Source organism: Paenibacillus rhizoryzae (assembly GCF_059686995.1).
In genome coordinates, this window is record NZ_JCAALT010000002.1 from 289109 (window position 1) to 302103 (window position 12995).

Genomic DNA, 12995 nt, shown 5'->3' on the forward strand with positions numbered 1-12995 from the left:
TATATCTCTTATCCGCATCTTACCATAAAATAAAGCTGTTATCATTCACTTCACTGGAGGAATTTGCGAATATGGATACTTCAAAACTGCCCAAAATGTTATATGGCGGCGATTATAATCCCGAACAGTGGGATTCCAGCATCTGGCCGGAGGATATGCGCATGCTGGAGCTTGCCGGCATGAACATCGCTACCGTAAATGTTTTCTCCTGGGCGATGCTCCAGCCAAGCGAAGATACGTATGACTTTGAAACCCTTGACCGCATTATGGACATGCTTCACGCAAACGGTATTTATGCCTGTTTGGCAACGAGCACAGGCGCTCATCCGGCTTGGATGGCTAAACGGTATCCCGAAATTCTTCGTACTGATTTCGAAGGTCGGAAACATAAATTCGGCGGACGCCATAACTCCTGTCCGAACAGCGAAGTTTACCGTACTTATTCCACTCGACTTGCCGCGAAGCTTGCGGAGCGATATCAGCATCATCCGGCTGTGCTGCTTTGGCATGTATCCAATGAATATGGCGGCGAATGTTACTGCGACCAATGTGAAGCGGCTTTCTTCGGCTGGCTTCAGAAGAAATACGGAACTTTGGACAAACTAAATGAACAATGGAACACTCGTTTCTGGGGACATACCTTCTACGAGTGGGACGAAATTGTGCTGCCAAGCGCGCTCACCGAACAATGGTCATATGACAAAACCTGTTTCCAAGGCATCTCGCTCGACTTTAGCCGTTTCAATTCGGACAGCATGCTCGAGTGCTACAAGCTGGAGTATGATGCCATTAAGGCATATACGCCGGATATTCCCGTAACAACGAACTTAATGGGAACCTATAAGCAAATCGATTATTTCAAATGGGCCAAGCATATGGATATCATTGCCTGGGACAACTACCCTTCCATGAATACCCCATCCAGCTACGTTGCGATGACGCATGATCTGATGCGCGGTCTCAAAGGCGGGGCACCTTTTCTATTGATGGAGCAAACGCCGAGCCAGCAGAACTGGCAAGCGTACAATACGCTGAAGCGTCCCGGAATCATGCGCCTCTGGAGCTATCAAGCCGTCGCTCATGGCTCGGACAGCGTCATGTTCTTCCAACTGCGCCGCTCTGTCGGGGCTTGCGAGAAATACCACGGTGCACTCATTGAGCATGTTGGTCATGAACATACTCGCGTATTCCGGGAATGCGCGCAGCTTGGAGCTGAGATGTCCGCTATGGGCACGAAGCTGCTCGGGTCAAGACTGCCAAGCCGCGTCGCCATTATGTTTGATTGGGAAAACCGCTGGGCAATCGAGTATTCAAGCGGTCCGACAGTCGAGCTGAAATACGTGGATGAAATTCATAAGTATTACCGTGCATTTTATGATGGCGGCTACCAAGTGGACATCGTGTCTTTCGAGGACGATCTCTCTGCGTATGACATCGTTATCGCTCCGGTTATGTACATGGTCAAACCGGGCATGGCTTCGCGAATTGAAGCTTTTGTCAGCAGCGGCGGGACGTTCGTGACGACATTCTTCAGCGGAATCGTGAACGAGAACGATATCGTAACGTTAGGCGGATATCCGGGAGAGCTGCGCCAGCTTCTTGGCATTTGGGCCGAAGAGATCGATGCACTGCTTCCGGACAGCAGCAACTCCATTATCATGAAAGACAAGCTTGGTTCACTGCAAGGCACGTATCGCTGCACATTGCTGTGCGATCTCATCCACAGCGAAGGCGCAGAAGTGATCGCCGAATATGGCGATGATTTCTATGCGGGCATGCCTGTGCTGACTCGCAATACTTTTGGCAGCGGAGAAGCCTGGTATGTCGCTTCCAGTCCGGATGGGCAATTCCTCCAAGGTTTCGCCGATGAATTGTGCAAACGGCACGGTATCGCTCCATTGCCTGGCAAGAAACCGGGTGTTGAAGTGACTCGCAGGGTAATCGATAATCGGGCCTATCTGTTCGTCTTAAACCACAACTCGGAGTCCGTCACGATCGAGCTTGGTACGGAGTCCGGCACCGATCTCATTACCGGAAACACATACGCTGGGCAAGCTGTCATTAATGGCCGCGATGTCCTTATCCTTGAGCAATTTGCTTGATATTGCCTAGCTTGCAGATCGAATAGCTCCTTTCCCCGCTGAACATATTAGTTGGTGTGAAAGGAGCTTGATACTCAAATGAGAAGATTTTTTGGAACGTTATTCGGTATTGTATTAGCTTTTGGCGTTGGTGCTCTTATCTACAATGCGGTATCGGATCGCAACGTTACTCCGAACAACACTTACCACTCCGCAAGCAGAACGGACCTGAATCATCAGCGATTGAGCATCAAATCCAATGATGATCTGCTGCCGCTGAACACAGGTCACAGAATGCTGCGGACGACTCAGCCGGGCACGATGAGAGCCCAAAACAATCAGTTGGGCAATATTCCGTGGTACCAGCTTTATTATGGCGGTACTTGGAATCCAGGCGGCGGCGGCGCGGCAAATCCGGGTACCGGCTATCCGAATCTAACCTATCCCGGCGGCTATAAACCCGGCACTGGTAATACAGGAAACACCGGTAATACGGGCAATACCGGAAACACCGGGAATACTGGAAACACAGGCAACGCCGGCAATGCCGGCGGTTCTAACTCGGCGGACAGCTCCTCCATCCAGCAGCAAATCCTGCAGCTGGTCAATGCAGAACGTGCGAAAGCCGGCCTGCAGCCGCTGTCGCTGAATGCTTCACTTTCCAAAGTCGCGCAAGCTAAGTCCAATGATATGCGCGACAAAGGTTATTTTGATCACAATTCGCCAACCTACGGCAGTCCGTTCGATATGATGAAACAATTCGGCATTAACTACTCTTATGCCGGCGAGAACATTGCAGCGGGGCAGCAAGGCGTACAAGCGGTTATGACCGCTTGGATGAACAGCCCGGGTCACCGCGCCAACATCTTAAGTGCGAACTTCACCCAACTGGGCGTCGGTTATGCTCCAGGCGGCAGCATGAGTCCGTATTGGACGCAGCAGTTTATTAAGCCATAAGTTCTTAAGCAATATAAAGCAAGTAACGCGAATCCTTCAACACGAAGGATTCGCGTTTTTAAATTAATTTGTTATTACTTCTATCGCAGGTTGGAATCAACATAACGATGATTCACTTGTTTTTGTTGCTCCCCTCTGCCGAATGGCTTGCGATTGCTGCGATAATGGCCCGGCGCTTCCCCTACTTCTTTCTTGAACGCTTTCGTAAAATGGTGCACATCGGCAAAGCCGCAGTACGCCGCAATCTCGTCAATGGTGTTGTCCGATCCGGTCAGCAGCTCCTGCGCATGATGAATCCGCAGCTGGAGCAAGTAACGGTGCGGCGCAACGCCGAGCTGCTCCTTGAACTTCGCGCTGAAACGCGAAGGCGACAGATTCGCTCTCGCAGCCATCTCACTGACCGTGAGCGGCTCCGCCAAATTCAAGGATAAGAAGGATGTAATCCAGTTCATCCGCTGAGGCGCCGCTTTCTCCGTTTGTTTCAAGTCCGTATGATCCTCCAGAATGGTAAGGATCACTTCTGTCCCTAATGATTGTGCCCGAAGCTGCATAAGCGGATCGCGATGCTGCCAGCACTCCACCATCGCGAGAAACTTGTCCCGCAGCGCGATCGGATGTTTCGGCCGCAGCCTGACCGGGATGGAAACGCCATGAAAGTCGTTCAGCCTCGGCTGAATGAGATGGCTATATGGCTCGAGGTCGATCTGACCGCTTCGCGTCGGAAAACGGTCCTCACGTTGAGAATCATAGAAAAAGTCCATATGGGCAAACGGCGTAATCGTATTCGTTTTCCCCTCCAGCACGTTCAAGCAGTTCGGTTGGATCAGACAAAAATCTCCCCTGCGAAACTCATAAGGGACACCTTCTACTTGAAAGACGCACTCCCCTTCTTGAAAATAAACGAGCAAATAATCAAGCAATCTCCGTTCCGCGGATAACCACGGCTTCCGTACGGCATAATCGCTCTCACGGATATAGGGTACAATCGGCTGCTTTTCCATCAATTCGGACAGGTACATTTCTCTAAGCTCCTTGACCGCGATCGGGTATGATTTGCTTCTATTATATACGAGACGCAGTTGTTTTTGACAAAAGAATTAAGAGATCGAAACAAAGTCAGCGGCTAAAGAAGTGCTTTATAATAGAAGCATCTTAGCAGTACTAAGGAGAATTGATGATGACCGCTACAAATCCATCCAACCTCGCCGAGCTTCCGCAGCTTGACAGCGATTATACGTTGACGCCGGAGCAAGCCGCTTCTTATCAGAAGAACGGGCATATCCTGCTAAAAGGCATTGTGACGCCCGATGAAATGAGCTTCTATGAGCCGCTTATCGAGCAAACCGTGCGTCAGCACAATTATAATACGAAACCGGTTGAAGAGCGCGATACGTACGGCAAAGCATTCATTCAAATTTGCAACCTATGGGAAATGAATGAAGGCATTAAACGTTTCGTTATGGCACGCCGTTTCGCCAAAATCGCGGCCGAGCTTATGGGTGTCGACGGCGTTCGGATCTATCACGATCAAGCGTTGTTCAAAGAACCGGGCGGCGGTCATACGCCATGGCATCAGGACCAAGTTTATTGGCCGCTTGATACGCCAAACACGATTACGTTGTGGATGCCGCTTGTACCGATTTCCGAGGAAGTCGGATCGATGACCTTCGTCGATGGATCGCATACTTCCGGCTACATGAGCCGTCAAGCGATTTCCGACGAGTCGCATAAGACGCTTGGCTCTTATATTGAAGGCAAAGGTCTTCCGAAGACCAACTACGGCGCCATGTCCGCAGGCGATGCAACCTTCCATGCCGGGTGGACGCTGCATTCCGCGCCGGGCAATCCAACGAATACAATGCGCGAAGTCATGACAATCATCTATGTGGCTGACGGCGTGAATACGATGGCAAATCCGGACAGCAGTGCACGCGAATCCGATTTGAAGTCGTGGTTCCCGGGCGTCAAAGCAGGCGAGCCTGCCGTATCCCCGCTCAATCCGCTCGTATATAAGAAATAAATGAAAAGGCTAGCCCTCAAGCATCATCTCGATGCTGCGGGGCTAGCCTTTAGTCATGAGTTCGTTTAGAAATCGATGCGTACCGCAATAAGCGAATATGGCGCTACTTCCACGTTCAGTCGATCGCCCGCAAGCGTCACAGCGTTATCGTCCGGAATCAGGTTCTCGTTTACATCAACCGCATAAGCTCTTACCGCTCCTTTAAAGAGCTTAAATGAAGCCGTTGCGCGTTTCCCATCTGCTTCATACATGCGAATAATCCAGCTTGCCCCGCTGTTTCCTTCCGGAACTTTAATTGCTGACACCGCAACTGCGTCATCCAACTGCTCCACATACCCCGCATCCGCTGGCTTTGACCCCGATCGTTTCGTGCCTGACAGCACATTCATCGGATGGTTCCGCCGGTAAGCCTGCTCGATCACATCGCGGCTCGACGCCGATGCTTCCGCGATACAGACCGAAAGGTTGATGCGATGATGATTGCCAAGCTCCGGATAGGGATCCGGTTCATAAGATCCGCGAATAAGCGAGACGGACATCGAATTATCCGTTCCGCGGAAACCATATTTGTTACTCGTCACGATAAACAGCGATGGTTTACGCCCATTATCGCTACGCAGTGCTTGCACGAAGCTGTTGCCCGGCATTTCCATATCTCTGGCTTCACGTACAATCGTCCCAAACGGCACATCATACTTGTAAGCATCGCTTGAATAACCTATCGGGAAATGGAACTGCAGCTGCGGAATACCAGCCTCTCTGCTGCCCGCTTCCTGCCAGTCGCATTCTACATGGAAATCAAGGCTTGTGCTGCCTGCATCAAGGGACACGCTAACATGAAGCGACGAGGCTTTGAACTTCATTTCGTAGCGGATCGTTTGCCGCAGATCGCCGGATACCGTCTTTTTCAAGAGTACCCGCTCATGTAGGCTGTCGATTTGCATAAACCGGCCAACCCACCAAGCCGCCATTCCTTTGCTCGGATCCTCTTGAATCAGCCGGAATAACCCTGCCGGTCTGGCAGGATCTATCAGGTCCTCGCCGGAGCGCTTGTCGATTAAGGAAATAACTGAAGCGTCTTTCGAATCAAAAACAGCGCGAACAAACTCATTCTCGAGCACATAATCCTCATCTCGGTCGACCCTCGGATCCGCGATAACAATTTGCGAAGAGTAGCCCTCACCTTCAGCAACGATCAATGTGCTGTAGCCGCATGCCGGAACCTGCACACGCGCAAGCAAACGCAAGTAATCATGCGACCAATAGGTATTTCGGCCGCTATCCAGCACCTGGCTTGGCACGGTCTCGCCCGCAGCGGTTTTCACGACGATCGCCTTTATCGGGCTCTTCCAATCCCATAGCAAAATCTCGACCGTTTCCTCTCTCGCTTGAAGCGAGGAATTAAAGAGATGGACGATACGCGTACTTCCGGCCCCGCGTTCTACCTGCGTAATTTTGAAATCGCGCGTCCCGAAGCCGACACCTGCGCCTTGCGCCGTATTCGAGGCCGTATGGCCGATTTCAATCTCCGATGTATCGATATCGGAAGCGATTCGCTCCAAGGCGAGCTTTCGGTTCGTTCCGGCAATCGCCATCGTATTCTGAAACAGCCCCAGTGCATGCTCGCGCGTTTCGATAACGCCGGACCCCGGCAGGATGTCATGGAACTGATTAAACAAGACGCCGCGCCATGCTTCCTCGAATGCAGCTCCCGGGTAAACCGCCCCATGTGCTGACGCCGCTACCGAGCTGAACAATTCGGCTTCGTTAAGCGTGGCCTCCGATACCCGGTTGGCATTCTTAATGCGCGTTTGGGATGTGTAACAGCCCGTAAAGACGACATTCATCTCGCCTTTCGCCACAGGCAATTGATCCGCAACACGCTCCACCTCTTTGAAATAATCCGCATAACCGCCAAACCGTATCGTCGGGCAGATTGGCCATTCCTGCATCGCCCGCAGACGATTCAGGTCGCGTCTAGTCGGCCCGCCGCCATGATCGCCTACCCCATAGACATACAAATAGGAATTCAAGCCGGTTTTGCGGCAAATGTCAGGTACGTAAGACGTGAAGACCGGGCGGACAAAATCGTTATACCAAGTCAGTTCCCGGTAGACGATGACCGATTTGCCGGATGGACCTTCCCAGCGTGTCAGCGGGTCTCCTTCAGCACCGCGGCAATGGTAGTAATATTTCACACCGCCATTAGCCAATATTTCCGGTACCTGCAGGCTATGTCCGAACGTGTCCGGCTCAAAATCCAAATTCAAGCTGTCCGGCTCGATATCAAACAAGCGGCTAAGGTAGCGTTTCGTATAGAGGATATGCCGTGCTAAGCTCTCTCCGCTTGGCATGTTCTTATCCGCTTCCACCCAGTGCGATGCCGTAATTTCCCAGCGGCCTTCCTTCACTCGGCGTTTAATCTCCTCCAGCATCGAAGGCGCGTATTGCTCCACGATCCGATAAATGGAAGCTTGGGATTGGGAGAACGTAAACTCCGGATACTCCTCCATTAGAGTGAGCATCGTCCGGAACGTATCGATGGTGACGGAGACCGTTTCATCCCAGCCCCACATCCAATTCATATCTATATGCGCATGGGACACTGCGATCACATCGTAGCTTTTCGCATCGGCAGCTAAGCTTTCCAGCATACGCTCCGCCTCAAGCGCTGCTTGCTTCACGATGGCGCCATCCTCCGCGATGCGTTGTTCTATATAATCAAGCGTACTTGCAATCACCGCATCATACTTTAATGCATTCACCTTCGACAGCTCCTGAGCGAATACCAGCTGCGAGAGAATACGGTCATTCCATTCGTTGCGGCCGCTATTTTCGAGGTCATCCCAATAAGAATGCGGCTCCGGTCCGATCAGTCGTCTAATTCTCGTTTCGTTCATATTCAATTCCTTTCCTCTCTGAAATGGATTTGAAGAAAAATGAAGAAATCAGCACACAAACGGCACAAGCCTAGCATAGCGCTCCAAGTCCAAGCCTACAATGAGGAATTATTAAACGATGATGAGGTAATCTTAGCGCGTTCCGACGAAAAAATGACCCGCAAGCAGTCACTTTGAATGTTCAAGTGTGCTGCCTGCGGGTCATCGTAGGTGTAAGTGCAAATTAATATTAGAGAGAAATTACGCGGCCAGTCGCTTGGGATTCGAATGCAGCCAGAATAACTGCAAGCGATTTGCGGCCTTCTTCGCCGGAGATGCTTGGTTTGGTGTTCGTCAGAAGCGAATCGATGAACGCATCTACAACGCCGCTTGTTTCTTGCTTATCGTTTGTGCTGATTGCACCCACGTTATACCGTTCAACCGTGCCGTTGCGAAGCTCCACGATGATTTGATCCTTCGGATCAGTACCGATCTTCATCACGCCGTTCTCGCACCAGAATACAGTGGAGTTGTCCTCGCCTTTGTAGTACGTCCAGCTTGCTACAAGCGTGCCGATTGCGCCGCTCTTCATGCGAAGCAAGCAAGTTGCGTTATCGTCAACATCCGTACCTTCTTTATCAAGCGTACCGATATAACCGGTTACTTGTGCAACTTCATCGTCAAGCAGGTAACGGATCAAGTCGGATTTGTGTACGCCAAGGTCACCCATAGCGCCCATAATCGCTTCTTCTTTACGGAAGAACCAGCTGCCCTTGCCGTCTACGCTCCAGCCTTCAGGACCGGGATGGCCGAAGGAAGTGCGGAACGTCAACACGCGGCCAAGCGCGCCGCTTTGAAGAAGCTGCTTCGCTTTCACGTGCGGAGGCATCAAGCGTTGGTTGTGGCCAACCATCAGGTAAACGCCGTTCTTGCTGGCTGCTTCGATCATTGCAGCCGCTTCTTCGTCTGTGGAAGCCATCGGCTTCTCAACAAGCACGTGAGCGCCTGCGTTTGCCGCAGCAATTGTAACCGGAGCATGCAGATAGTTTGGTGTACAAACGCTGACTGCTTCCGGCTTAATTACGCTAAGCATTTCTTCGTAGCTTGTGAATGCTTTCGCATTGTATTTCTCTGCAAATTCTTCTGCACGTTCGATAACGGGATCTACGAATGCCACGAACTCTACGTTCGGGTTAGCCGCGTATTCCGGAATATGACGGCGCTGAGCGATCGCGCCGCAGCCTACAACGGCTACTTTGATTTTCTTCATGTTGAGTAACTCTCCCTCTAATCAATAATTATGCTTTATGGCCGTTTGCTTTCAGCCAGTTCATGCTCGTTTGTACGGATTCAAGCGGCGGGTTTGCACAGCTGTCTTGTTCAACAACCAGCCATTCCACGCCTGCTTTGTTAGCCGCGTCGATAATATCGTTAAGCGCAAGGTCGCCATTGCCAAGCTCAACCGTATCGATATGGTTTACGGAAGTTTCTTTGCGGAAGTCTTTCAAGTGAAGCAAAGGCAGACGGCCAGCATATTTTGCAATATAAGCTAGCGGGTCTTGATTGGAATATTGCACCCAACCGATGTCCATTTCCACTTTAAGCAGATCTGCATCCACTTTCGTGTACATCGCATCGAAAATGTATTCGCCGTCGATTTCCGCAGCAAATTCGAAGTCATGGTTGTGGTAGCAGAATTGCAGACCTTCTTCGCGCAGACGAGCACCGAAAGTTGCGAATTTCGCGATCAGCTCGCGCCAGAACGCTTCTCCGCCAGCCAATTGCTCAGGGGATAACCATGGGCAGATCACATAACGTGCGCCGACTGTTTTAAGATATTGGATTTGTTCTTCCAAGTTCTCTTCTAGCTGCTGCAAGCCAACATGGCTGCCGAAAGCTTCTAGGCCAAGCTCTTGCAGAAGGTCGCGCATTTCTTCAGCCGGAATATCCCCGTAGCCTGCAAATTCAACACCTTCATAGCCCATTGCCGCTACTTGGCGAAGCGTGCCTCTGAAATCTTTAGCTGTATCGTCACGCAGTGTAAACAATTGTAATCCGATTTTCACTAGTGATCTTCCTTTCATGATGGCGGATGAACGCCTGGTCGGCGTCAAGCCCGGTTAGTTGACCAATCTGACAATCATTATAGTGGATATAGAGGCGTTCGTAGATGTATTATATAACAGTGACATGTACAATTTTGCTGCAAAATGGAGAGAGACATTTGATTACCGAAATTATGAGCTGCAATTACTCCTATCATTCACAGCCCTTTCAGATCATCAATCGGGACGGACTACGCGCCTATGTGTTTCGATTGCAGGTGGACGGCAGCTGTGAAGCGCTCGTCGACGGACGTATGCAGCGGATTGAAGCCGGTGATTTGCTGCTTTTTAAACCCGGTGACTACTACCAGCTGAATATTGCGCCAAGTCATACGCAAGATGAAGCGGAAGCGCAATCCGAGATCTCCAGCGGCGATTACTACGTCATCTGCCGAGGGAGCTGGCTCGACGAGTGGTGGAGCCGCAAGGATCGCCCTCAGCGGGTAAAGGTTGTACCGGATGAGCGCTGGCTGTCGGTCTGGCAGGCCCTTATCTTAGAGAAACGGCGCTTCGAAGCAGAGGATCGCGAGCTGGCCGATTACTTGCTGCGCTCGCTCTGCCTCTGCATTGACCGCGCGATTACAACGCAGTCGGTGTTTCAAGGGAAATCCTTCGTCGCCACACGCATGAAAAACTTCATCGACGAGAACGCCGCACGATCGTTTACGATTGCCGAGGTTGCCGACTGCGCTCGCCTCAGCGTATCGCGCACCGTCCATCTGTTCAAGGAATGCTATGGCATGACCATCATTCAGTATACCCAAAATGTTCGATTATCCATGGCCATCGACCGCATCAAATACAGCACCATGACCTTGGAGCAAATCGCCGTCACTTGCGGTTTCGGCAGTTATTCTTATTTCTATCGCGTGTTCCGTCAGAAGTACGGCGTGTCCCCCGCAGCCTATCGGCTGAGCTAGCCGCCCGCTACTAACTTGGCCATGAGTTCACTGGGCTCTACTTGGAAACAATAGCGTAAGCCTATATCCGTACAGCCTGTTTACACCTTATTCATACTACTCGGGAGGTCGCTGCCCGCATGCGATTCAAAGACGTATTCTCCATTATCGGCCCCTCCATGGTGGGACCTTCCAGCTCTCATACCGCCGGCGCAGTCCGAATCGGACTTGTTGCCAGTCAGCTTCTGGGCGGCGTTCCGGATCAGGCAGAAATTATTTTCTATGGCTCCTTTGCCGCTACCTATCAAGGGCACGGTACGGATGTAGCGATTGTCAGCGGGCTGCTTGGATTCGCCACCGATGATTATCGCATTCCGCAAGCGCTTGATATCGCGGGTGATCGAGGCATTGCTATTTCGTTCGAACAAGGAAAAGGACTCTTCTCCCATCCCAATACGGTCAAACTCGTCTTATCCGTCGATCAGCCTGTCCCGCAGCAGCTATCGTTGATAGGAACCTCCATTGGAGGCGGCAATATTGAAATCGTCGAATTAAATGAGTTTGCCGTCAAGCTTACCGGAAACTATCCGACGCTCGTTATCCGGCATGCGGACCGCCCTGGGGTTATCGCCGATCTGACTTCCTTGTTGAAATCGGAAAGCGTCAACATCGGTCATATGTCCGTTGATCGCAAAGGCCGAAGCGGCGATGCACTGACGGTAATTGAGCTGGATGCCGCTCTGCCCGCTCCGCTGCTGGAGACAATCAAACAAATCAACCATGTGCAAACCATTTATACCGTAGATCTTAGTCAAACAGAGGGGACGGGTACATCATGAATTTTCGGACGTTATCGGAGCTTGGCGAACTGTGCGCGCAGCGCGGACTTTCCATTGGCAGACTGATGCTGGAGGAGCAAAGCGCTGAGTCAGGCAAGCAGGCTAACGACGAGTTCGCCAAAATGACCGCCTACTACGGCGTCATGAAAGAAGCCGTTCGCCGCGGCCTGCATGAGAATACCACTTCGCGCAGCGGGTTGACCGGCCTTGATGCGCAGCGCGTGCTCGCGAAGCGGCAAGAGCTCGAGCCGAGCCTCGGCGGATCAGCCAGCGATGCGATGGCCTATGCGCTAGCGGTGTCTGAAGTTAACGCCTCCATGGGCCGCATCATCGCAACGCCAACGGCGGGCTCCTGCGGCATCATCCCCGGCGTCTTCGTCAGCACCCAGGAGCGCTTTGGCCTGGCTGACGAAGAAATGGTCTATGCCTTATTCGCTGCCGGCGCCATTGGCTATGTCATCGCCAACAATTCCTTCGTCTCCGGCGCCGAAGGCGGCTGCCAAGCCGAGGTAGGCTCCGCCATCGGCATGGCGGCCGGCGCGCTAGTGGAGCTAAGGGGCGGCACACCCGCGCAAGCGATTCATGCCGTTGGCCTCGCGCTCAAGAATACGCTCGGGTTAATTTGCGACCCCGTCGGCGGGCTCGTTGAAATCCCGTGCATCGTGCGCAACGGCTTCGGCGCCGTCACGGCATTGGCCGCCGCGGATATGGCGCTAGCCGGCGTTCGCAGCGTGATTCCATCCGACGAAGTCATTCAGGTTATGCTCGAAGTCGGCTCTGCCATGCCGGAGATCCACCGCGAAACGGCCGGAGGCGGCTTAGCCCAAACCCCAACCGGCCGCAAGATCATGAGCGATTTGAAGAATAAGAAGAAACCGTAACCGCATTTGCTTGGTGCAATGTTTTATCGATTGGTGGTCGGCTGGTGCTGGTTTTGGCAATTAGCTGGTCGTCGATGGTTGTTCGGTAGCACAAAGTTAGATGTCTCCACGCTAACGAATCGTAGGAGCCTTATTTGATCCAAAAACATCGATTTGAAATACTAACGAATCCTACGGGTCTTATTCGCTCGAAAATCATGCATTTCTACCTGTTTCGGTCCAAATAAGACCTCTGTGATTCGTTAGATTAATGAAAGTGCCTATTTCTCCAAAATAAGACCTCCACGATTCGTTAGCGTGGTGAGGGTCGAGTGTGAGGTTAGCGTTAGTGCGG

The 12995-nt window shown here is 51.8% G+C and carries 10 protein-coding genes; 6 read left to right on the plus strand and 4 right to left on the minus strand.

Annotated elements, in window-relative coordinates:
• Window positions 1-71: 71 nt before the first annotated feature.
• Complete coding sequence (locus tag AC6ESO_RS06650) at window positions 72-2102, plus strand: beta-galactosidase (protein ID WP_497090688.1); 2031 nt, start codon at window positions 72-74, stop codon at window positions 2100-2102.
• Between the two features lie 78 nt (window positions 2103-2180).
• Entirely contained in the window at window positions 2181-3038 is an 858-nt protein-coding gene (locus AC6ESO_RS06655; RefSeq protein ID WP_497090689.1) for a CAP domain-containing protein, read from the plus strand.
• Between the two features lie 80 nt (window positions 3039-3118).
• Here AC6ESO_RS06655 and AC6ESO_RS06660 read toward each other — a convergent pair whose 3' ends face one another.
• Window positions 3119-4057, minus strand: a complete 939-nt coding sequence (locus AC6ESO_RS06660; protein ID WP_497090690.1) for a helix-turn-helix domain-containing protein — start codon at window positions 4055-4057, stop codon at window positions 3119-3121.
• Between the two features lie 155 nt (window positions 4058-4212).
• Between AC6ESO_RS06660 and AC6ESO_RS06665 the strand changes: the two genes are divergently transcribed.
• Window positions 4213-5058, plus strand: coding sequence for a phytanoyl-CoA dioxygenase family protein (locus AC6ESO_RS06665; RefSeq protein ID WP_497090691.1), 846 nt, complete (start codon window positions 4213-4215; stop codon window positions 5056-5058).
• A 65-nt stretch (window positions 5059-5123) separates the two neighbouring features.
• Here AC6ESO_RS06665 and AC6ESO_RS06670 read toward each other — a convergent pair whose 3' ends face one another.
• From AC6ESO_RS06670 to AC6ESO_RS06680, 3 genes are all read right to left on the minus strand, one after another.
• Complete coding sequence (locus tag AC6ESO_RS06670; RefSeq protein ID WP_497090692.1) at window positions 5124-7958, minus strand: alpha-mannosidase; 2835 nt, start codon at window positions 7956-7958, stop codon at window positions 5124-5126.
• A gap of 229 nt (window positions 7959-8187) precedes the next feature.
• Window positions 8188-9207, minus strand: a complete 1020-nt coding sequence (locus AC6ESO_RS06675; protein ID WP_494818349.1) for a Gfo/Idh/MocA family oxidoreductase — start codon at window positions 9205-9207, stop codon at window positions 8188-8190.
• Window positions 9208-9235: 28 nt separating this feature from the next.
• On the minus strand, window positions 9236-10021 hold the full coding sequence (locus AC6ESO_RS06680; RefSeq protein ID WP_494818348.1) for a TIM barrel protein: 786 nt from the start codon (window positions 10019-10021) through the stop codon (window positions 9236-9238).
• Window positions 10022-10161: 140 nt separating this feature from the next.
• Between AC6ESO_RS06680 and AC6ESO_RS06685 the strand changes: the two genes are divergently transcribed.
• The 3 genes from AC6ESO_RS06685 (at window position 10162) to sdaAA (ending at window position 12661) form a co-directional block, all read left to right on the plus strand.
• Window positions 10162-10962, plus strand: coding sequence for an AraC family transcriptional regulator (locus AC6ESO_RS06685; protein WP_497090693.1), 801 nt, complete (start codon window positions 10162-10164; stop codon window positions 10960-10962).
• 119 nt (window positions 10963-11081) lie between these two features.
• The gene (sdaAB, locus tag AC6ESO_RS06690; RefSeq protein WP_497090694.1) at window positions 11082-11780 is read left to right on the plus strand and encodes an L-serine ammonia-lyase, iron-sulfur-dependent subunit beta; all 699 of its coding nucleotides are present in this window, start codon (window positions 11082-11084) and stop codon (window positions 11778-11780) included.
• Window positions 11777-12661, plus strand: a complete 885-nt coding sequence (gene sdaAA, locus AC6ESO_RS06695) for an L-serine ammonia-lyase, iron-sulfur-dependent, subunit alpha (RefSeq protein WP_497090695.1) — start codon at window positions 11777-11779, stop codon at window positions 12659-12661. The genes sdaAB and sdaAA overlap by 4 nt, the downstream gene beginning before the upstream one ends.
• The last annotated feature ends 334 nt before the right edge of the window (window positions 12662-12995 follow it).

Coding starts and splice junctions, on each gene's coding strand:
- AC6ESO_RS06680 (WP_494818348.1), bottom strand. CDS start 10,021: ATGAAAGGAAGATCACTAGTGAAAATCGGATTACAATTGTTTACACTG.
- AC6ESO_RS06650 (WP_497090688.1), top strand. CDS start 72: ATGGATACTTCAAAACTGCCCAAAATGTTATATGGCGGCGATTATAAT.
- sdaAA (WP_497090695.1), top strand. CDS start 11,777: ATGAATTTTCGGACGTTATCGGAGCTTGGCGAACTGTGCGCGCAGCGC.
- AC6ESO_RS06660 (WP_497090690.1), bottom strand. CDS start 4,057: ATGTACCTGTCCGAATTGATGGAAAAGCAGCCGATTGTACCCTATATC.
- AC6ESO_RS06675 (WP_494818349.1), bottom strand. CDS start 9,207: ATGAAGAAAATCAAAGTAGCCGTTGTAGGCTGCGGCGCGATCGCTCAG.
- AC6ESO_RS06655 (WP_497090689.1), top strand. CDS start 2,181: ATGAGAAGATTTTTTGGAACGTTATTCGGTATTGTATTAGCTTTTGGC.
- sdaAB (WP_497090694.1), top strand. CDS start 11,082: ATGCGATTCAAAGACGTATTCTCCATTATCGGCCCCTCCATGGTGGGA.
- AC6ESO_RS06665 (WP_497090691.1), top strand. CDS start 4,213: ATGATGACCGCTACAAATCCATCCAACCTCGCCGAGCTTCCGCAGCTT.
- AC6ESO_RS06670 (WP_497090692.1), bottom strand. CDS start 7,958: ATGAACGAAACGAGAATTAGACGACTGATCGGACCGGAGCCGCATTCT.